The organism is Kitasatospora sp. NPDC015121 (assembly GCF_055562955.1).
Window position 1 is genome coordinate 390544 of sequence record NZ_JBVHEH010000002.1, and the last position, 18813, is coordinate 409356.

Annotated in this window: 13 protein-coding genes; 6 read left to right on the forward strand and 7 right to left on the reverse strand. The window is 75.8% G+C overall.

Features of this window, described 5'->3' with window-relative positions:
- Nucleotide 1 precedes the first annotated feature (1 nt).
- Nucleotides 2–1744 carry a serine/threonine-protein kinase gene (locus ACZ3J7_RS03725; protein ID WP_465616440.1) on the reverse strand — a complete coding sequence of 581 codons (1743 nt, stop codon included), beginning with the start codon at nucleotides 1742–1744 and terminating at the stop codon, nucleotides 2–4.
- A 170-nt stretch (nucleotides 1745–1914) separates the two neighbouring features.
- Between ACZ3J7_RS03725 and ACZ3J7_RS03730 the strand changes: the two genes are divergently transcribed.
- Both ACZ3J7_RS03730 and ACZ3J7_RS03735 read left to right on the forward strand, forming a co-directional pair.
- Nucleotides 1915–2730 carry a UbiA family prenyltransferase gene (locus tag ACZ3J7_RS03730; RefSeq protein WP_465616442.1) on the forward strand — a complete coding sequence of 272 codons (816 nt, stop codon included), beginning with the start codon at nucleotides 1915–1917 and terminating at the stop codon, nucleotides 2728–2730.
- Nucleotides 2731–2849: 119 nt separating this feature from the next.
- Complete coding sequence (locus tag ACZ3J7_RS03735) at nucleotides 2850–3269, forward strand: VOC family protein (protein ID WP_465616444.1); 420 nt, start codon at nucleotides 2850–2852, stop codon at nucleotides 3267–3269.
- Nucleotides 3270–3324: 55 nt separating this feature from the next.
- On the opposite strand, the gene ACZ3J7_RS03740 is transcribed toward ACZ3J7_RS03735, so the two are convergent.
- The 3 genes from ACZ3J7_RS03740 to ACZ3J7_RS03750 all read right to left on the reverse strand — a co-directional run bounded on the left by ACZ3J7_RS03740 (nucleotide 3325) and on the right by ACZ3J7_RS03750 (nucleotide 8053).
- Nucleotides 3325–4071 (reverse strand): SDR family NAD(P)-dependent oxidoreductase, encoded by a 747-nt coding sequence (locus tag ACZ3J7_RS03740; RefSeq protein ID WP_465616446.1) that lies wholly within the window; start codon nucleotides 4069–4071, stop codon nucleotides 3325–3327.
- A 76-nt stretch (nucleotides 4072–4147) separates the two neighbouring features.
- Nucleotides 4148–5119, reverse strand: coding sequence for an oxidoreductase (locus ACZ3J7_RS03745; RefSeq protein WP_465616448.1), 972 nt, complete (start codon nucleotides 5117–5119; stop codon nucleotides 4148–4150).
- A 201-nt stretch (nucleotides 5120–5320) separates the two neighbouring features.
- Nucleotides 5321–8053 carry a helix-turn-helix transcriptional regulator gene (locus ACZ3J7_RS03750; protein ID WP_465616449.1) on the reverse strand — a complete coding sequence of 911 codons (2733 nt, stop codon included), beginning with the start codon at nucleotides 8051–8053 and terminating at the stop codon, nucleotides 5321–5323.
- Between the two features lie 190 nt (nucleotides 8054–8243).
- On the opposite strand from ACZ3J7_RS03750, the gene ACZ3J7_RS03755 reads away from it, so the two are divergent.
- Together ACZ3J7_RS03755 and ACZ3J7_RS03760 are read left to right on the forward strand one after the other, a co-directional pair.
- The gene (locus tag ACZ3J7_RS03755) at nucleotides 8244–10436 is read left to right on the forward strand and encodes a M4 family metallopeptidase (RefSeq protein WP_465616451.1); all 2193 of its coding nucleotides are present in this window, start codon (nucleotides 8244–8246) and stop codon (nucleotides 10434–10436) included.
- A gap of 374 nt (nucleotides 10437–10810) precedes the next feature.
- The gene (locus tag ACZ3J7_RS03760) at nucleotides 10811–11779 is read left to right on the forward strand and encodes an intradiol ring-cleavage dioxygenase (protein ID WP_465616453.1); all 969 of its coding nucleotides are present in this window, start codon (nucleotides 10811–10813) and stop codon (nucleotides 11777–11779) included.
- Nucleotides 11780–11919: 140 nt separating this feature from the next.
- On the opposite strand, the gene hemC is transcribed toward ACZ3J7_RS03760, so the two are convergent.
- The gene (gene hemC, locus ACZ3J7_RS03765; protein ID WP_465616455.1) at nucleotides 11920–12825 is read right to left on the reverse strand and encodes a hydroxymethylbilane synthase; all 906 of its coding nucleotides are present in this window, start codon (nucleotides 12823–12825) and stop codon (nucleotides 11920–11922) included.
- Between the two features lie 38 nt (nucleotides 12826–12863).
- The gene (locus ACZ3J7_RS03770) at nucleotides 12864–14174 is read right to left on the reverse strand and encodes an MFS transporter (protein ID WP_465616457.1); all 1311 of its coding nucleotides are present in this window, start codon (nucleotides 14172–14174) and stop codon (nucleotides 12864–12866) included.
- 18 nt (nucleotides 14175–14192) lie between these two features.
- On the opposite strand from ACZ3J7_RS03770, the gene ACZ3J7_RS03775 reads away from it, so the two are divergent.
- Nucleotides 14193–15230, forward strand: a complete 1038-nt coding sequence (locus ACZ3J7_RS03775) for an ArsR/SmtB family transcription factor (RefSeq protein WP_465616459.1) — start codon at nucleotides 14193–14195, stop codon at nucleotides 15228–15230.
- On the opposite strand, the gene ACZ3J7_RS03780 is transcribed toward ACZ3J7_RS03775, so the two are convergent.
- Nucleotides 15227–16795, reverse strand: coding sequence for an alpha-amylase family glycosyl hydrolase (locus tag ACZ3J7_RS03780; RefSeq protein WP_465616461.1), 1569 nt, complete (start codon nucleotides 16793–16795; stop codon nucleotides 15227–15229). The two genes, ACZ3J7_RS03775 and ACZ3J7_RS03780, sit on opposite strands and share 4 nt — an antisense overlap.
- Before the next feature lie 437 nt (nucleotides 16796–17232).
- On the opposite strand from ACZ3J7_RS03780, the gene ACZ3J7_RS03785 reads away from it, so the two are divergent.
- Nucleotides 17233–18642: a hypothetical protein gene (locus ACZ3J7_RS03785; protein ID WP_465616463.1), complete on the forward strand. Its 1410-nt coding sequence runs from the start codon at nucleotides 17233–17235 to the stop codon at nucleotides 18640–18642.
- The last annotated feature ends 171 nt before the right edge of the window (nucleotides 18643–18813 follow it).

The window sequence follows — 18813 nt, forward strand, 5'->3', positions numbered from 1 at the left end:
GTCAGAGCCGCAGGGTGTTCCACCCCCGGGTGATCTCCTCCCGGAGGTCCTCCCGCGGCGCGTCCGTCAGCAGGGCCAGCAGCGCCGCCCCGTCGCCGGGCCGGTCCGCCGGGTCGGGGGTCAGCGCGCGGGCGACCACGGCGGCCAGCGCCGGGTCGAGGGCCCGGACGGCGGCCAGCGCGGCCGGCTCCGGGCCGGTGTCGACGATGCGGCGGATCACCCCGGCGGTGCTGGTCGCCGCGAACGGGCTGGCGCCGTGCGCCGCGCACACCACGCAGCACGCCCAGGCCCAGACGTCCGCCGCCGTGCCGACCCGCTCGCCGTCGAACTGCTCGGGCGCCATGTAGGTGAGCGTGCCGGGGCCGGCGCCCGTCCTGGTCATCCGGGTGCCGTCGACCAGCGCGGCGATGCCGAAGTCCAGCAGCCGGGGCCCGGCCGAGGTCAGCATGATGTTGGCCGGCTTGAGGTCGCGGTGCACCAGCCCGATCCGGTGCACCCCCGCCAGCGCGACGGCCAGCGCCAGCGCCAGCGCCCGCAGCGCCTCCGGCGAGCGCAGCGGCCCGAGCTCGCGCAGGTGCGCGTGGAGCGGGCGCCCGTCCAGCAGCTCCATCGCCAGGAACGGGCGGTCCGCGTCCACGCCGGTGTCCAGCACCCGGGCGGTGTACGCCCCCGGCACCATCGCCAGCACCTCCGACTCCCGGCGGAAGCGGCGCAGCAGCTCCGGGTCGTCCAGCAGCTCCGGGTTGATCGTCTTCAGCGCCACCTCGGTCGCCGCGCCCTCCCGGCGCGCCAGGTACACGGTGCCCATGCCGCCCGCGCCGATCCGGCCCAGCAGCAGGTAGCCGCCGATCCGGCGCGGCTCGTGCGGGTTCAGCGGCTGGTGCGGCACCCGGGCGGGCGCGGGGTCGGGCGCGGTGGCCGGCGAGGGCGATGGCGAGGGCGAGGCGGCGGCGGTGGCGGCGGCGGTGGGCGGCGGGGGAGCGGCCGCGGGGCCGCCGAGGAAGGGGCCCGGCGGGGCGGCGGACGGGCGGTACGGGTGGTCCGGGGCGCCCGCGCCCGCGTGCGCGCGGGGGCCGAACGCCGGTTCGCCGCGCGGCGGGAGGACGGCCGCGCCGGCCCGGCCGGCCGGCGCGGGCAGCCGGCGGGCGGAGAGCAGCGCGACCGCCTGGAACACCGCCCCCGCCACCAGCACGCCCATCGGCAGCGCGGCCACCCCGAGGACGGCGAACGCCGCGAGCCGGGCCGCGCCCCGCCGCCGCACCCCCGGGTCCGCGGCCGCCGCCGCGGGCATCCCGGAGCCGAGCAGCGCGCGCCGGGCCAGGTGGGCGAGCAGCAGCCAGGCGGTCAGCAGCACCGCGCCGAAGACCCACTGCCACAGCAGCGGGCTGGAGTCCTCCACCCGGAAGGCGAACGCGACGGTCCACTCGTCCACGAACGCGACCGGGTGGTGCAGGAGTTCGAAGCCGTCGTTGGGGACGGCGATCATCGCCGCCTCCAGCACGCCCGCGAACAGCGCGCACACCACGATCTCGGTCAGCACCGGGGCGTTGCCGGCGCCGCCGCCCACCGCCTGCTCCCGGACCGCCCGTTGGCAGCGGCGCAGCACCGGCAGCGCCAGCAGCCGGGCCACCAGCGCGAGCAGGACGACCAGCGACAGGTCCAGGGCGAGTTCGCCGTAGTCCGAGGACCAGCTCGACGCCTCCTCCGCGAGCGGTCGGGCAGCGGTGAGACCCAGGTGCGGCACCGTCGGGTCCTCCTTCGGTGGGGTGGCCGGTGGGCGTGTGGTCGGGCCGGGGGAGTATACGGTCGGGCGGGACGCGCCGGTCGGGTGAATTCCCTTTCCCGCGAAGGATCTTGACCGTTCGTCCACGCGCCCGGCGGCGCACCGGCGCCCGGCCGCCTACCCTGACCGGCATGAGCAGCGCAGCGTTGGTGCCCCGGGCCCGGATCGGCGTCCTGCTGCGGGCCTGCCACCCGGCACCCGCCGCCGCCGTCACCGCGCTGACCGCCGCGATGGCCGCGACCGCCGGACGCGGCCCGCTCGGCACCGCGCTCACCACCGGCGCGGTCGCCGCCGGGCAGCTCTCCATCGGCTGGAGCAACGACCTGCTCGACCGCCGCCGGGACGCGGCCGCCGGACGGGCCGACAAGCCGCTCGCCGCCCGGGAGTCGACGGTCCGTCAGGCCGCCTCGGCCACCCGCTGGGCGGTGGTCTGCTGCGTCCTGCTGTCGGCGGCCTGCGGGGTCGCGGCGGCGGCCGTCCACCTGGCGGCGGTGGGCGCCGGCTGGGCCTACAACCTGCGGCTGAAGTCCACCGCGTGGTCCTGGCTCCCGTACGCGGCGGCGTTCGCGCTGCTGCCCGCGTTCGTGACGCTCGCCCTGCCCGGCCGGCCCTGGCCCGCCCCGGACGTCCTGGTCGCGGGCGCGCTGCTCGGCGTCTCCGCGCACTTCGCCAACGTCCTGCCCGACCTGGCCGCGGACCGCGCCGCCGGCATCCGCGGCCTCCCGCAACGGCTCGGCCGCCGCGCCTCGGCCGCCACCGCCGTCCTCGCCTCGGCCGCCGCCGCGCTCCTGCTCGCCCCCGGCTGGCCCGTCCTCGCCGTCACCGCCCCGCCCGCCCTCGCCACCCTGCTCGCCCCGCCCCGCAGCCGCCTCCCCTTCCTCGCCGTCATCCTCGCCTCGGCGGCCGCCCTGGCCGCGCTGCTCACCCGGGGCGGCCTGCGGGGCTGAGGGCCGGCGGGCGCGCGCCTCCGCCGCCGTCGACCGCGACGCGGCGGGTGCCGGCACCGGTGTCAGTGCCGGCTGCCAGGATGGCGCGCCGAACGCCGAGCACCTCCGGAGGAACCGCCTTGCGCCAGCGACTCAACCTGATCCTGCTGGGGGTGCGCGACGTCGCCGCCACCGCCGCGTTCTACCGCGAACTGGGCTGGCGGCGCTCCGAGAAGGGCTCGGACGGGTTCGCGCTCTTCGAACTCGGCGGCGTCGCGGTCGCCTTCCAGTCCCGCGAGGCCTTCGCCGCCGACACCGGCCTCCCCGACCGGGGCCCCGGCGGCTTCGCGGGCTTCGCCCTCGCCTACGTGGCCCGCAGCGCCGACGAGGTCTACCGCGTCATGGCCAGGGCCGCCGAGCTGGGCGCCACCGTCACCCGCCCGGCCGGCCCCAACCCCTGGGGGCACAGCGGCTACTTCACCGACCCCGACGGCCACCTGTTCGAGGTGCTGTACGAGGACGGCTGGATCTTCGACGAGCACGACGACCTGGTGCTCTGACCGGCCGTGACCCCGGCCCCCGGCCCGACCCCGAGGCCGGGCCGGGGGCGCGGCCTCAGGCCGAGAAGCCGCCGTCCACCGCGATCACCGCCCCCGTCACGTAGCCCGCCTCCGGGCCGGCCAGGTGGGCGACGACGGCGGCGATCTCGGCGGGCGCGGCGTAGCGGCCGAGCGCCGTGACCCCGCCGATCGCGGCGGCGTGCGGGCCGTCGGCCGGGTTGGCGTCGGTGTCGGTCGGTCCCGGGTGCACCAGGTTCACCGTGATGCCGCGCGGCCCCAGCTCGCGGGCCAGCCCCTTGGTCAGGCCGACCAGCGCGGTCTTCGTCATCGCGTACAGCGCGAGCCCGGGGAACGGCACCCGGTCGGCGAGGTTGCTGCCGACGCCGATGATCCGCCCGCCCGCCGGGAGGTGCTTCGCCGCCGCCCGGGCCAGCAGGAACGGCGCCCGGACGTTGACCGCCAGCGCGTGGTCCAGCTGCGCGGTGTCGACGTCCTCCAGCGGGCCGGACGGGAAGACCGCCGCGTTGTTCACCAGCACGTCCAGCCGCCCGAACGCCGCCAGGGCGTGATCCACCGCGCCGGTCAGCGCCTCCTCGTCCGCGCCGTCCGCCCGGACCGCCAGGGCGCGCCGTCCCGTCCCCTCGACCGCCCGGACCACCCGCCGGGCCCGTTCGTCCTCCTGGCGGTACGTCAGCACGACGTCCGCCCCCTCCTCCGCCAGCCGCAGCGCGACGGCCGCGCCGATCCCCCGGCTGCCGCCGGTCACCAGCGCCACGCGTCCTTCGAGTCCGTTGTTCTCCATGCCGCCAAGCCTCGCCCGGGGGACCGCCCGGCACCGGCGGCAATCCGCCCTCGCGCTGGACTCCCGGGGAGGGGCGTCAGCGGGTGATCGGCGTGGCGCCGGTCGCGGCGAGGGACAGCTCCCAGAGCCGGGCCGCCTCGTCGGGATCGACGGCGTGGGCGTGGACGCCGCCGTCGTCCACGGGGGTCCCGGGGGCGGCGACCCGCGCGACCTCGCAGTCCTCCAGGTAGAGGCCGCCCCGGTCGTCGAGCAGCGGGGAGGTGGCGGCCCACAGGCCGGTGGCGGCGCCCTGGGAGGGGGACTTGAAGCCCTCGCCGACGACGTTGCCGTGCTCGTCCACCCAGCCGCGGTCGACCTGTTCCTCCAAGGTCATCTCGCGCTGGAGGCCGGTGATGATCCGGCCGGGGTGGAGGGCGAAGGCCCGGACGCCGTCGCCCCGCCCGAGGGCGTCGACGTGCACGGCGAACAGGGCGTTGGCCGTCTTGGCCTGGCCGTAGGCCAGCCACTTGTCGTAGCCGGTACGGAAGTGCGGGTCGTGCCAGCGGATGCCGGTCAGGGCGTGTCCGGCCGAGCTGTTGACGACGACGCGCGCGCCGTCCGCGGCGGCCAGGAGGGGGTAGAGCTCGCAGGCGAGGGTGAAGTGCCCGAAGTGGTTGGCGGCGAACTGGCCCTCCCAGCCGGGCCCGACGCGCCGCTCCGGGGTGGCCATGACGCCGGCGACGGCCATCAGGAGGTCGATCCGGTCGAGCCGGTCGCCCAGGTGCGCGGCGGCCGAGCGGACACTGGCGAGGTCGGCCAGGTCCATGGGGACGACCTCGCAGTTCTCCACCCCCCGCAGCGCGGCCCGGGCGGCGTCGGGCCGGCGGGCGGGAACGACGACCCGGGCCCCGGCGGCCGCCAGCGCCAGGGCGGTGGCCAGGCCGAGCCCGGAGTAGCCCCCGGTGACCACGGCCGTCCGTCCGGAGAGATCGAGGCCGGCCACGACGTCCTCGGCGGTGGTGGAGGCGGAGAACGGCGAGCCGAGCGGTTGCTGGTCGGTGAAGGTCATGCCGCGGACGCTACGACCTGGAGCACGGTCCAGATCAAGTCGAGGGGTGGGCCGGACGACGGCCGGCGAGACCGCCGCGCAGTCGCTGGGACGAGCGGACGAGCGGGAGCGTTCCGCAGCTGCGCCGGTCACCGTCCTCGATGGCGGACGCACCGGTCCGTGCCTGCCGCATCCCGTGGTCATCGATGCGGTTCCGGTCGCCTACTCGAGTATCGAGGTGATGGTGTGGGCGAGTTGGATGCGGGAGTGGACGTCGAGTTTGCGGTAGACGCGGGTGAGGGTGGCTTCGACGGTCTTGACGCTGACGGTCAGGGCGGAGGCGATGTCGCGGTTGCTGGCTCCGGCGGCGGCGAGGCGGGCGCAGCGTTCCTCGGCGGAGGTCAGGCGGGGGGAGTCGTCGCCGTTCGGGGCGGGTTCCAGGCGGTGGAGGGCGCGGGTGGCGGCATCGGCCCAGGGGTGGGCTCCGTGGGCGGTGAAGAGGTCGGCGGCCTTCTGGGCGGCGGTGCGGGCGCCGGCGCGGCGGCGGGCGCGGCGTTCGGTGTGACTGAGGGCCAGCAGGGTGCGGCCGCGTTCGAGGGGGAGGTGGCGCAGGCGCTCGGCGGCTTCGGTGAGGCGGCGGGCGGCGCCGTTGTGGTCGCCGCGGGCGGCGTCCAGCAGGGCCCGGACGCGTTCCAGGGCGGGCAGGACGGAGGTCCGGCCGAGGTCGGTGGCGGTGCGGTGGGTGTCGGTGAGCAGGTCGTCGGCCTCGTCGTGGCGGCCGACGGCGAGGAGGGCCTGGGCCAGGTCGGGGTGCCAGCGCAGGACGGACGGGTCGCGGACCTGTTGCCGCGTCTCCAGGGCGCGGACCTCCTCCAGTGGTTCCAGGGCCTCCTTCGGGCGGTCGGCGGCCAGCAGCAGGTGCCCGAGGGCGTAGAGGTTGCGGGAGAGGAAGACCTTGTTGTCCTCGTACCGGGAGGCGTCGACGCCCCGGCGGGCGTGGGCCAGGGCGGCTCCGGTGTCCCGGGCGGCGCCCTCGACCAGGGCGGAGGTGTAGCAGGCCGGGGCGGGTGACAGGGCGGTGCGGTCGGTCAGGGCCTGGGCGCGGTGGGCGTAGTCGAGGGCCTTGGCGCAGCGTCCGGTGCGCAGTTCCGCCTCGGCGAGGCTGCGCAGGAGGTCGACGGTGGCTTCGGTGTCCCCGGTCCGCTGGGCTTGGACGAGCAGGGGCAGCAGGGTGGTGCGGGCCTGTTCCGGGCGGTCGTCGAAGAGGGCGTGCCGGGCGGCGAGGTGTTCGGGGGTGGTGTTGACGGTGACGGGTGCGGTGCGGGGCAGGGACAGGGCGCGTTCCAGGGTGGCTTCGGCTCCGGGGTGGCCGAGGATGCGCTGGATGCGGGCCTGCATGGTCAGGGCCAGGGCGGCGGTGGTGGTGTCGTCGGCTGTGCGGGCGAGGCCGGCGGAGCGTTCGGCCAGGGCGGCGGCCCGGTGGGGGTTGCCTTCGTTGACGTTGGCCCAGATGGCTTGGCGGAGCAGGACCTGTGCGGTCAGGCTCGGCCGGCCGGCCGTTTCGTGGATCGCGGCGGCGAACAGTTCGTCCGCGCTGTGCAGGCGTTGTCCGCTGGCGTCGAGCAGCGTCAGGAGGGCGTTGACGCGTTGGTCGGGGCTGGTGTCGTGTTCGAGGACCAGGCGGGTGGCGGCCCGGGCGCGGGGGAGGTCGCCGCAGTGCGAGGCGTCGCGGACCGCGGTCAGGGCGCGCTCGGTGAGCAGGCGGACCTCCTCGTGCGGGGTGCGCTGGGCGGCGAGGAGGGAGAGTTCGGCGGCCAGCGGGTGTTCGCCGCGCAGCCGGGCGTGGCCGGCCGCGCGGGCGGCCTCGCGCGCGGTGTGCCGGGCGGCGCGGGGGTCGGCGGTGTCGGCGGCCAAGGTGGCGTGGCGGTCGCGGCGGGCGGGATCGTAGCTGGCCTCGGCCAGGCGCGCGTGCAGGAGGCGGCGTGCGGTTTCGGTGAGCCGGGTGGTGAGTTCGGTGCCGATCGCGCTCGCGGTGAAGCGCACCGGCCCGTCGCCGTGTCCCGGGTCGACGAGCGCGGCCGTCTCGGCCTGGGCCAGGAGGTGGTCGGCGGCCGGTCCGGCGAGGCGGGCCAGTAGTTCGCGCTCGGGGCGGTCGTCGAGCGCGGCCAGGGTCAGGAGCTCCTGAGCCTCCTCGGACACGGTTTCGAGCCATTCCCCGAGCAGTCGGCGGGCCGCCGGGGGCAGCGGAGGGTCGTCCTGGGCGGCGCGGTCGACGGCCTCGGCGAGCGCCAGGACCAGGGCGGGGTTGCCGCCGCTGCGGGCGTGGAGCCGGGCGACCGCCTCCGGATCGGACCGGCGGGCGCAGAGCAGGGAGGAGACCTGGCCGGGCGTCAGGGGCGGGACGCGCACCGCGTGCGCGTCCTCGCCGCACCAGTGGCCTCCGGCCTCCGGCCGCCAGGTGCGCTCGGTGACGATGACGGGCAGCTCCGGGGCCTGTCGCAGGGCCCAGCCCAGCACGGCGGCGCTGGGCGGATCCAGCCACTGGGTGTTGTCCACCACCAGCGTCACGGGCGGCGCCTCCCGCAACACCGTCGCGGTCAGCCGGCGCAGCCGCAGGGCCGGACCGGCGCCCCCGGGGGAGTCCGGCGGCCCGGCGGCCTCGTCCAGGGCCGCCGCGAGCTCCCGCGCGGTCGGCAACGGCTGTAGGGCCAGGGCGAGTTCGAGCAGCCCGGTGTAGGAAACCGGGGTGTCCTGCGGACCCGGGGCCAGCCGCAGCACGGGGCGGCCCAGTCGGCGCGCCAGCGCGCCGGCGGCGGTGCTCTTGCCGATGCCGGGCGGCCCGTACAGCACCACCCGGCGGATGCCGTGCACCTCGTCCGGCGCCACCGGCAGCACCGGCAGCACGCTGCCGTCCGTTTCCCGGAAGTCAGTGAACCACGTCGCGGAGTCTTGCATCGGGCCATCGTGCGACCGTGATGCCCCCGCGGTCCAGGTCAAGGGGTTGACCTGATGTCGGCCGCTCCCGGCTTTCCCTAGCCTCATCGCCACAGCCGAGCTGCCCCCCGGCCGCCGGACGCCCCGCCCCCATCAGCCGACGTCCGGCTGCCCTCTTCCCCCTCAACCCCGGCTCGGCGGGAGGAATGTGATGTCCCGCAAGAACACCCTCGCGGCCGCCGTCGCGGCCGCCCTCGCCCTGGGCACCGTGACCGTGGTGGCCACCCAGTCCACCGCCGCCGCGGACAGCTCCAGCGCCCGACCCGGCGCCGGGTTCCGGGCGATGGGCGCCGACGCCCGCACCGAGGCGCTGCGCACCGCCGACCGGGAGGCCGCCGCCGTCGCGAAGTCGCTCGGCTTCGGCGCGGACGAGCGCCTGGTCGCCAGGGACGTGCTCCTCGACACCGACGGCGCCCGGCACGTGCGCTACGACCGCACCTACCGCGGCCTGCCGGTGATCGGCGGCGACCTGGTCGTGCACTACGGCAAGGACGGTAGGGCCACCGGCTCCGACCAGGCCCACCAGGGCGCGATCAAGGTCGCGGGCACCACGCCGAAGCTCAGCGCGGCCGACGCCTCGGCCGCCGCCGCCAGGCACGCCAAGCACGTCAAGAACGCCAAGTCCGCCGCCGCGGACGGCAGCACCCTGGTGGTGTACGCGGTCGGCAAGGTCCCGGTCCTGGCGTACCGCTCGACCGTCACCGGCGAGGGCGAGGCCGGCCCCGCCTCCCGGGAGGCGGTGATCGTGGACGCGGCCAGCGGCGCGCCGCTGGACCAGTACGAGCTGCACCAGGGCGCCACCGGCACCGGCAACGGCGTCACCGTCGGCCAGGTCTCCATCGAGACCACCCAGACCGGCAGCGGCTACACCCTCACCGACGCCTCCCACGGCGGCACCATCGTCTACGACGCCTACAACAGCCCGCAGTCCAACCCGAAGCAGAACGCCCGGGCGTTCTCCAAGACCACCAACACCTGGGGCACCGGCACCGCCTCCAGTCGGGAGAGCGCCGCCGTGGACGCCTCCTACGGCCTGGCGAAGACCTGGGACTACTACAAGAACGCCTTCAACCGCTCCGGCATCCGCAACGACGGCCGCGGCGCCCCCGCCTACGTCCACGTCGACAACCAGCTCGTCAACGCCTTCTACGACGACGACTGCTTCTGCATGTACTTCGGCGACGGCTCCTCGCAGAACCAGAACACCCCCGTCACCGCCGTCGACGTCGCCGGCCACGAGATGAGCCACGGCGTCACCGCCGCCACCGCCAACCTCACCTACTCCGGCGAGTCCGGCGGCCTCAACGAGGCCACCAGCGACATCTTCGGCACCATGGTCGAGTTCTACGCCAACAACAGCACCGACCCCGGCGACTACTTCATCGGCGAGAAGCTCAACATGCCGAACGGCTCGCTGCGCCGGATGGACAACCCCGCCTCCGACGGCAACAGCCTCGGCTGCTGGAACTCCGGCGCCGGCCAGGTGGACGTCCACTACTCCTCCGGCATCGGCAACCACTTCTTCTACCTGGCGGCCGAGGGCACCGGCGCCAAGACCATCGGCGGACGCGCGCACAACGGCACCACCTGCAACAACGACACCTTCACCGGCATCGGCCGGGACAAGGCCGCCGCCGTCTGGTACCGCGCCCTGACCACCTACATGACCTCCACCACCACCTACGCCTCCGCCCGCACCGCCACCCTGAACGCCGCCTCCGACCTGTACGGCGCCAACTCCCAGGAGCGGTACCTGGTCTCCAAGGCCTGGGCCGCCGTCAGCGTCGGCACCGCCCTGCCCGACCCCGGCACCGGCACCCCCACCCCCACGCCGACCCCCACCCCCACGCCGACCCCCACCCCCACGCCGACCCCCACCTCCTCGCCCACCGGCAACCCCAACCCCGGCAACGCGCTGGCCAACGGCGGCTTCGAACGGGGCACCGCCGGCTGGACCCAGAGCGCCGACGACATCACCAACTCCACCCTGCAGCCCGCACACGGCGGCTCCTGGTACGCCGCGATGATGGGCTACGGCACCAACGCCACCGAGTCGCTGTCCCAGTCGAACATCGCGGTCCCCTCCAGCGGCAGCCCCAAGCTCACCTTCTGGCTCAGGGTCTCCACCCAGGAGAGCGGCTACACCGCCTACGACACCCTCAAGGTCAACGTCAACGGCGCCACCCTGGCCACCTACTCCAACGCCAACGCCAGCGCCGGCTACGTCCAGAAGACCGTCGACCTGTCCGCCTACCGCGGCCAGAGCGTGAAGCTGGAGTTCGCCGGCACCGAGGACGCCTACCTGACGACCGTCTTCCTCGTCGACGACGTCGCCATCGGCTGACCCCCGCACTCCCGGGGTCGGCTCCGCGTGGGGCGTCGCCGGCCACGGGGCTGCCGCGTTCCCGCGGGGTCGCAACGAACGCGGCAACCTGCGGCCGACCTGATTTGGGGAGGGTCGGCCGCAGGAACCACCACAGCCCGCCCCCACGGGTCCGGGGCCGGAGGCCCGCCCCCCCGCCGGGCCTCCGGCCCCGGACCTACTTCCCGAACCGCCGCCGAAACCCGGCCGCGCACCAGCGCCGGGCTCCACCACGCACCAGCAGCCGACACCCGGCCGCTGCGCGCTCCGGCAGGTCCCACCGGACCTGCACCGGCTGGAGCCCGGCGCCCCGCAGGGCCACCCACACGGAACGAACGGACGGAAAGGCAGACGTCATGAGTGCAACCGGTGCGCCACGGCAGGACGAACCCGACAACGCCCTCGTCTCCCGCCTCCTCGCCCGCCGCCGCGTACTGATCCTCAGCGGCGCCGCCGGCACGGTGATCCTGGGCGGAGCGGGCACCGCCGCCGGCCGCGGCGCCGCCGGCAGCACCCTCGACTCGGTGAAGGCCGCCGCCGCGTCCAGCGCCTGCATGCCGCTGACCACGGAACAGATCGAAGGCCCCTACCACATCGACTACGAACTCTTCCGCGGCAACGTCGTCGAAGACCGCACCGGCATCCCGCTCCTGCTCGTCCTGCGCACCGTCGACAGCACCACCTGCAAGCCCGTCCGCAACGCGGCCGTCGAGATCTGGCACTGCGACGCGTCCGGCGTCTACTCCGGCTACACCCACAACGGCAACGGTGGCGGCGGCACGCCCCCCGGCCCCGTGCCCTCCGGCCCGCCGCCCACCGACGCGCCGACCGCGCCCCCCGGCGGACCCGGCGGCGGCCACGCGACCCCGACCGACAGCCTCACCTGGCTGCGGGGCATGCAGATGACCGACCACGAGGGCTTCGTCGTCTTCCGGACCGTCCTCCCCGGCTGGTACGCGGGCCGGGCCGTCCACATCCACACCAAGGTGCACACCGGCGGCTCCCGGACCGCCGACGGCTACACCGGCGGACGCACCTGCCACACCGGGCAGTTCTACTTCTCCGAGGACGCGGTGGAGGCCGCCGCCGACAGGGCGCCCTACGCGGCGAACACCATGACGCGCACGACCCTCGACCAGGACTTCCTGTACCCGGGCACCGGCACCCAGGGCGGCCTGCTCCGCCTCCTCTACGACACCCGCCACATCGAGCGCGGCGTCATCGGCCACATCACGATGGCGGTCGACCCCGACGCCACCAACGACGGCGCGGGAGCCCCCGGCGGCCTCCTCCCCGCCGCGTTCCCCCCGCCCTCCGCCCCCTGACCACGGCCACCACGTCGCCGCGCGACAGGCACGGCGGCCCGGACACCCCGCGGTGCCCGGACCGGCCCCACATCACCTCGCTGATCACCAATCGAACGGACACATCCGATCAACAGCTCAACCCATCAAGGAGGCACGTCCTAACCGCGCAGGAGGCACTCCGCGTCCTGGTCGAGCAGGAGCGCGGCGACCGCGCGGCCGAGCTTCTCGGGTTCGGCCGCGGTGCCGGAGAGGCGGGCCTCGATCTGCCGGGTGCCGCGGGGAGCGGTGACCTGGCCGTGCAGGGTCAGGATGCCGTCGGCGGTGGTGGCGTGGGCGCCGACGGGGACGGAGCAGCCGCCGTGGAGCTCGGCGAGCATCGCGCGTTCGGCGCGCACCTCGGCGTCGGTGACCGGGTCGCCGGTGCCGGCCAGCAGCTCGCGGGCCTTGGCGTCGTCGGCGCGGACCTGGATGCCGAGCGCGCCCTGGCCGGGGCTGGGCGGGAACTGCGCGAGGGGCAGCAGCTCGGCGATCTCGCCGTCCCGGCCGAGGCGGTGCAGCCCGGCCGCGGCCAGCACCACCGCGTCCAGGGTGCGCAGCCGGGCCAGCCGGGTGGGGACGTTGCCGCGGATCCGCTCGGGGGCCAGGTCGGGCCGGACGTACAGGAGTTGGGCGATCCGGCGGGCGGCGGAGGTGCCGATCCGGGCGCCGGTGGGCAGGGCGGCGAGGGGCGCGCCGCAGAGGGCGTCGCGGACGTCGGCGCGCGGCGGGGAGGGGAGCAGCAGCAGGCCGTCGGGGTCGGCGGTGGGCAGGTCCTTGAGGGAGTGCACGACCACGTCGACCTCGCGGTCGAGCAGTGCGGCGGCCTGCCGCCCGGCGAACGCGGAGCCGCCGCCGCGCTCGGAGACCGTGCGCAGGTCGGACGTCCGGTCGAGGTCGCCGTCCTCCAGGATCACCCGGTGCCGGAAGACGACCTCCGGGAAGCGGGCGCGCAGCGGGGCCAGGAACTCCTTCACCTGGGCGCGCGCCAGTTGGCTGGCACGCGACCCCACCACCAGTTCGACCATGGTCAACTCCCGTTCGCGCTACTCACCCTGACGGAATGTTAGCGCCGCGCGAGCGGCCCGGTTTCCGACGGAATGTCGGGAACGGCGGCGGACGGGCGTTCGAGCCGGAGCAGCCCGGGGACGGCGGCCAGCGACGCGGCGAGCAGGAACAGCCAGGGCCAGGCCGGGCCGTGCGCGAACAGCAGGGTGAGCAGACCGGGGGAGAGCGCCTGGCCGAGGTTCCAGGAGAGCTGGTTGACCGCCAGGTACCGGCCACGCCGGGCCGGGTGGGCCAGCGCCACGCTCAACTCCTCGCGTCCGGGCGTGCCGACGGTCTCCGCCAGGTTGTACACCAGCATCGCGGCGACCAGCCCGGGCAGCACCAGCCAGGCCGGACCGCCGGTCGGCAGGGCGGCGAACAGCGCGAACGCCGCCGCGTTGAGCCCCGCCCCGACCGCCGCCGTCCGGGTCGGGCGACGGCCCTCCAGCAGGCGGGCGACCGGGCCCTGGGTCAGCACCACCTGCACGCCGTTGAGCACCAGCAGCGCGCCGGCCAGCGAGGCGTCCAGGTGCAGCGCGGCCGTCACGTGCACGGCCAGCAGGACGCTCAGCACCATCGAGGCCAGCACGAAGGACAGGTTCACCACCACCATCAGCAGGTAGCGGCGGTCCGCCAGCACCGCCCGGTAGCCGCCCGCTTCCCGGGTGCCCGCTTCCCGGGCGGCGGCCTCCGCAGGCGCCGCGGCCTCCGGAGCCTCCGCGGCCGGGACGGGCCGCCAGCGGGCCAGCAGCACCGCCGCCGCCAGGTACGACGCCGCGTTCAGCGCCACCAGCACCCGCAGCCCGCCCGCCCCGCCGTCGCCGACCAGCAGCGCGCCGGCCGCGCCGCCCAGGCCGAGTCCGGCGTTGCGCAGGGTCTGCACCAGGGCGAACCAGCGGGTGCGCTCCCCGGGCGGGGCGGCCAGCACCACCAGCCCGGTGCTGGCGGTCCAGTACGCGGCCTGGCCGGCCTGGGCGAGCAGGCAGACCAGCACGATCGACCAGGTGCGGTCGGCGAGCAGGAAACCCGCGTGGGCGAGCGCGGAGAGCGCGTTCGCCCACGCGGCGACCCGCCGGGCGCCGTACCGGTCGATCAGCGGGCCGACCGCGGGCGCGACCGGCAGGGCCAGCAGCCGGGCGGCGGAGACCGCCGCGCCGACGGCGGTCAGCGGCAGCGCGGTGGTGCGGGCGAAGAACACCAGGGTGAAGGCGAGCACCAGGCCGGTGCCCAGGCTGTCGATCAGGTGCGCGCCGATCAGCGGGCGGTGGCGGCCCGCGGAGGCGGGCAGTCCGAGGCGGTCCCGGAGCGGGACGGAGGTGGCGGTGGTCATGGCACGAGGCTGCCTGCGATGATCGTCGGCGCCCACGGATTCGACACCGGTCGAATCCTCACCGCTCCGACCGCCAGGGGATCCGTGCTGACCTGGGAGTTCTCCGCGCAGGACCTGGCCCGCACCAGGTTCGCCCGCTCGCCACTGTGCGAGCTGACCACCAGCGTCGAGGTGCTGAAGGACCCGGGCCGCAGCGCCGTCCACCTGCCCTGGGCCCGCCGGGCCCGCCGCGCCCTCGCGGGCGTCGAGTGGGAGCTGCTCTCCCAACTGGTGCGGCTGCCGACCCGGTACGTGCCGGACTTCCTCACCCCGGTGCCGGCCGTCGGCAGCCCGACGCTGTCCGAGCAGCTGGCCGAGCTGACCGCGCTCGACCCGGCCGCCGTCCGCCGCGACCTGGACCGGATCGACGGCGGGCTCCCGCCCCTGGTCGCCGCGATGCACGCCGACCCGGCGGCCGGGACGCGGCGGCTGGCGGCCGAGGCGCGGGCCTACTGGGAGGCCGCGATCGCCCCGCACTGGGGGCGGATCGAGCGGCTCGCCGAGGGCGAGATCCTGCGCCGCGCCCGGCGGTCGGCGGCGGACGGACCGGCCGGGCTCTTCACCGACCTGCACCCGTCGGTGCGTTGGGAGCACGACCTGCTGCGGATCGGCCACCGGCACGTCGAGGCGCACCGCCGGCTCGACGGCGCCCGCGGACTCGTCCTGGTGCCCACCGTGTTCGCCTGGCCCGGGGTGTTCTCCCAGCTCAACCCGCCCTGGCAGCCCGGCCTGGTCTACCCGCCGCGCGGCGTCGCCACCCTCTGGGAGACCGCCCCGCCCGCCCCGGAGGGCCTGGCCCGGGTACTCGGCCGGGCCCGCGCCCGGCTGCTCGCCGAGCTGGCCGCCCCCGCCACCACCACCGAACTCGCCGCCCGCACCGGCCTGTCCGCGCCCACCGTCTCGCACCACCTCGCCGCCCTGCACGACGCCGGCCTCGCGGCCCGCCACCGCACCGGCCGCAGCGTGCTCTACCTGCGCACGCCAGCGGCCGAACTCCTCTGCGCCGAAAGGGACTAGCGGACGAACACGGCCGCCGAGAACCCCTCCGCGCGCAGCACCGAGTGGGTCAGCGACACGCCCTGCCCGTGCAACAACCGCGCCGGCAGGTCGCGTTCGACCGGCAGGAAGGCGGGGGTGCGCCGCGGGTTGACCACCACCAGGTAGCGCTCGCCCCGCAGGTACGCCAACGGGTAGCCGGTGTGCAGGAGTTCGACCGGCGCGTACGGGCCGAGGCCGGGGTGCGCGCGGCGCAGCGCGATCAACTGCCGCACGTGGTGCAGCAGCGAGGACTCGTCGGCGCGCTGCGAGGCGACGTCCGGCCGGTCGGGGGCGGGGTCGAGCGGCAGGTAGAACCGCTCGGTGGGCGCGCTGGAGAACCCGGCGTCCGCCGTCGCGTCCCACTGCATCGGGGTGCGCGAGCCGGCCCGGTTGTAGTGCGGGCCGAGCACGCTGCCTTCGGTGTCGGGCAGGCCGGGGACGAAGCGCATGCCGATCTCGTCGCCGTAGTAGATCGCCGGGACGGTCGGCCAGGTCAGCTGGAAGGTGAACGCCGCCGCCAGCTGCTCGCGGGTGCGCGGGCCGCAGGCCAGCCGGGAGAAGTCGTGGTTGGCGGTCGGCAGCGCGGCGAAGCCGTGCCCGGCCGAGGCCTCGGCGGCGCGCCGCCACTCGGCGAGGAAGGGCCGCATCGAGCCGCGCCCCTCGGCGTCGAAGTAGCAGGGCTCGACGGGCCACTCCTCGTGCACGGTGCCCGCGCCGTTGTTCCACAGCGAGCGCAGCGCCGCGCCCTCGGTCGGGCCGCCGAACTGCAGGAAGAAGTCGCCGTGGAAGCCCATCGGCACCGAGCGGGCCGGGTCGCCCCACTCGGCGAGGATCACGTTGTCGGGGTGGTGCGCGTCCATCCAGGCCCGGGTCTCGCGCCACAGCCGGCCGGTCTCGACGAACCCGGGGTCGTCCTTGACCAGCGAGGACGCCATGTCGACCCGGAAGCCCGCGACGCCCAGGCCGAACCAGTGCGCCATGATCTCGCGCAGCGCCGCCCGGTTGGTCCGCGGACCCTCGGCGTCGACCGGCTGCCGCCACGGCTCGGCCGGGTCGGTGCGGGCGTGGCCGAAGTTCAGCGCGGGCTGGAAGTCGAAGAAGTTCGGCTTGTACCAGCCGGGCCGGCTGCCCGGCGAGGCCACGTACCCGGGTGCCGGGCGGTCCGCCCACACGTACCGGTGGTCGTCCGGGTCGTCGGCGGAGCGGACGAACCACGGGTGCCGGTCCGAGGTGTGGCCGGCGACCAGGTCCAGCAGCACCCGGATGCCCTGGCGGCGGGCCGCGTCGGTGAACTTCGCCAGGTCCTCCGGCGCACCGTAGCGGGGCGCGGTGGTCAGGAAGTCCGCCACGTCGTAGCCCGCGTCGCCGAACGGGGAGGCGAAGCACGGGTTCAGCCACACCGCGTCCACGCCCAGCCAGCGCAGGTACTCCAGCCGCTCGGTCAGCCCCGCGAAGTCGCCGACCCCGTCGCCGTTCCCGTCCGCGAAGCTCTGCGGGTAGATCTGGTACAGCACCGCGTCACTCGCCCACTCCGTACCCACCACGGCCCCTCTCGCCCTGCCCGTCCCGTCCCGCACAGCGGTGTCCCTCCCAAGCCATGCCCCGCTCCGGCCCGGCGGAACCAACCGTCCCGGACGCGTGGCGGGCCGTCAGCCCCGGTGTCCGAAAGGTGGGAAGGGGGCGCGGGGCCCGGGCGGCGCCCGCTAGGGTACGTGGCATGACCCTGCTGGTGAGCCGCCGCCATGTCGACCATGGCCGTGCCACCACGACGGGTTGTCGCCGCGTCGGCTGACGCGGCCCTCCCCTCCCCGTCGCTTCGACGAGGGCCGTTCACGCGTTCACGCGTTCGTGCCGAGCGGCCCCCCGCGCTTTCCCCGTTCCCGGGTGCCGCTCGGCGTCCCTTCCTTCCGCTCCCGGCGGAAAGGACCCTCCCCGCCGCCGTCCGCGGCGGGGCCTCCGACTCCCGGAACAGGACCCCGCCTTGCTGCGCACCCGACTGCTCCTGCCCGCCCTCGCGCTGGCCGCCGCGCTCGCCGCCACCGCCTTCGGACCACTGCCCCCGCAGAACCCGGCGACCGCCCCGAACGGCAACGCCGGCATGCACGGCGACTCGGCCTCCAGCGACACCACCCCGTACGCCGGGCCCGGCACCGGCGCCGTCAACTGGAGCCGCACCGCGCTCGCCTCGGCCTGCCCCACCGTCACGGTCGGGCAGGACGGCTACCCGGTCGCGCTGTGCACCACGATCTTCGGCCAGACCCCGACCGTGCACCTGCTCGACCCGGCCAACGGCAACGACCTGGCCTCGCTGGAACTGCCCAAGGGCGCGCTGTTCGGCGGCGTCTACGCCTACCTGGACCAGAACGACCGGCTGGTCGGCGTCGACGGCGACGACAACCTGCTGCGGATCGGCCACCACCGCGGCGGCACCGGCGCCTGGCAGCTGACCGTCGACCAGCGCACCCCGCTGGCCGGCGCGATACCGGCCGGCGACAACATCGTCGGCCTCAGCCCCGGCTGGGACGGCAAGGTCTGGTTCGCCACCGGCGGCGGCGTGATCGGCACCGCCGACACCACCACCGGCGCCGTCCGCACCCTGGCCACCGGCGAGGGGGTCGCCAACAGCATCTCCACCGTCCCCGGCCACACCGCCGTCGCCACCGACCACGCCCTCTACCTGCTCGGCCAGAGCGCCGACGGCACGCCCACCGTCCAGTGGCGCGCCCCGTACGACCGGGGCCCCGGCCGCAAGCCCGGCCAGCTCAGCTGGGGCACCGGCGCCACCCCCAGCTTCTTCGGCCCCGGCGACGGCACCGAGTACGTCACGATCACCGACAACGCCGCACCGCACGAGAACCTGCTGGTCTACCGGGTCGACGCCGGACCGACCCCGGTCTGCAGCACGCCCGTGCTCACCAAGTGGGCCGCCAGCGGCACCGAGGACGCGGTGATCGCCTCCGGCCGCAGCGTGTTCGTCACCAACACCTACGGCTACCCGTACCCGGCGCTGCCCGAGGGCGCGCCCGCCAGCGTCCCGTCCTCGGCCTCCTTCCAGGGCGGCCTGGCCCGGATCGACCTGAACGCCACCGGCACCGGCTGCTCCACCGTCTGGGAGAGCGACGTCAAGTCCGCGGCGCTGCCCCGGCTCTCGCTCGGCGACAACCTGATCTACACCGTCACCGTCAGCGGCCCGACCGACTCGGTCGGCGCCCAGACCTTCGCCACCTACGCGCACGCCGTGATCGACCCGAACACCGGCGCCAAGGTGGCCGGCACCGCCTTCGGCATCGGCCTGCTCTACAACCCGCTGCAGATGACCGGCACCACCGCGCCGAACGGCACCCTCTACCAGGGCACCGAGACCGGCGTGCTGCGGATCACCAGGAAGTAGCACCGCACGACCGGCCGCCCGGGCAGGAACGGGCGAACGGCGGGAAGGGCCCCGGGGCGGGATCCCCGGGGCCCTTCGCGTTCCCGTCCGGAATTTCCCCGGCCACCGGGAAGGACGCCCTACCCGCCGGGAAACCCGGCTTCCTAGATTCCTCGTCGCGACAACCGGCCC

Excerpts from the sequence above, each read along its gene's own strand:
- ACZ3J7_RS03770 (WP_465616457.1), bottom strand. The coding sequence starts at position 14,174 with ATGACCACCGCCACCTCCGTCCCGCTCCGGGACCGCCTCGGACTGCCC.
- ACZ3J7_RS03745 (WP_465616448.1), bottom strand. The coding sequence starts at position 5,119 with ATGACCTTCACCGACCAGCAACCGCTCGGCTCGCCGTTCTCCGCCTCC.
- ACZ3J7_RS03740 (WP_465616446.1), bottom strand. The coding sequence starts at position 4,071 with ATGGAGAACAACGGACTCGAAGGACGCGTGGCGCTGGTGACCGGCGGC.
- ACZ3J7_RS03760 (WP_465616453.1), top strand. The coding sequence starts at position 10,811 with ATGAGTGCAACCGGTGCGCCACGGCAGGACGAACCCGACAACGCCCTC.
- ACZ3J7_RS03730 (WP_465616442.1), top strand. The coding sequence starts at position 1,915 with ATGAGCAGCGCAGCGTTGGTGCCCCGGGCCCGGATCGGCGTCCTGCTG.
- ACZ3J7_RS03750 (WP_465616449.1), bottom strand. The coding sequence starts at position 8,053 with ATGCAAGACTCCGCGACGTGGTTCACTGACTTCCGGGAAACGGACGGC.
- ACZ3J7_RS03775 (WP_465616459.1), top strand. The coding sequence starts at position 14,193 with ATGATCGTCGGCGCCCACGGATTCGACACCGGTCGAATCCTCACCGCT.
- hemC (WP_465616455.1), bottom strand. The coding sequence starts at position 12,825 with ATGGTCGAACTGGTGGTGGGGTCGCGTGCCAGCCAACTGGCGCGCGCC.
- ACZ3J7_RS03755 (WP_465616451.1), top strand. The coding sequence starts at position 8,244 with ATGTCCCGCAAGAACACCCTCGCGGCCGCCGTCGCGGCCGCCCTCGCC.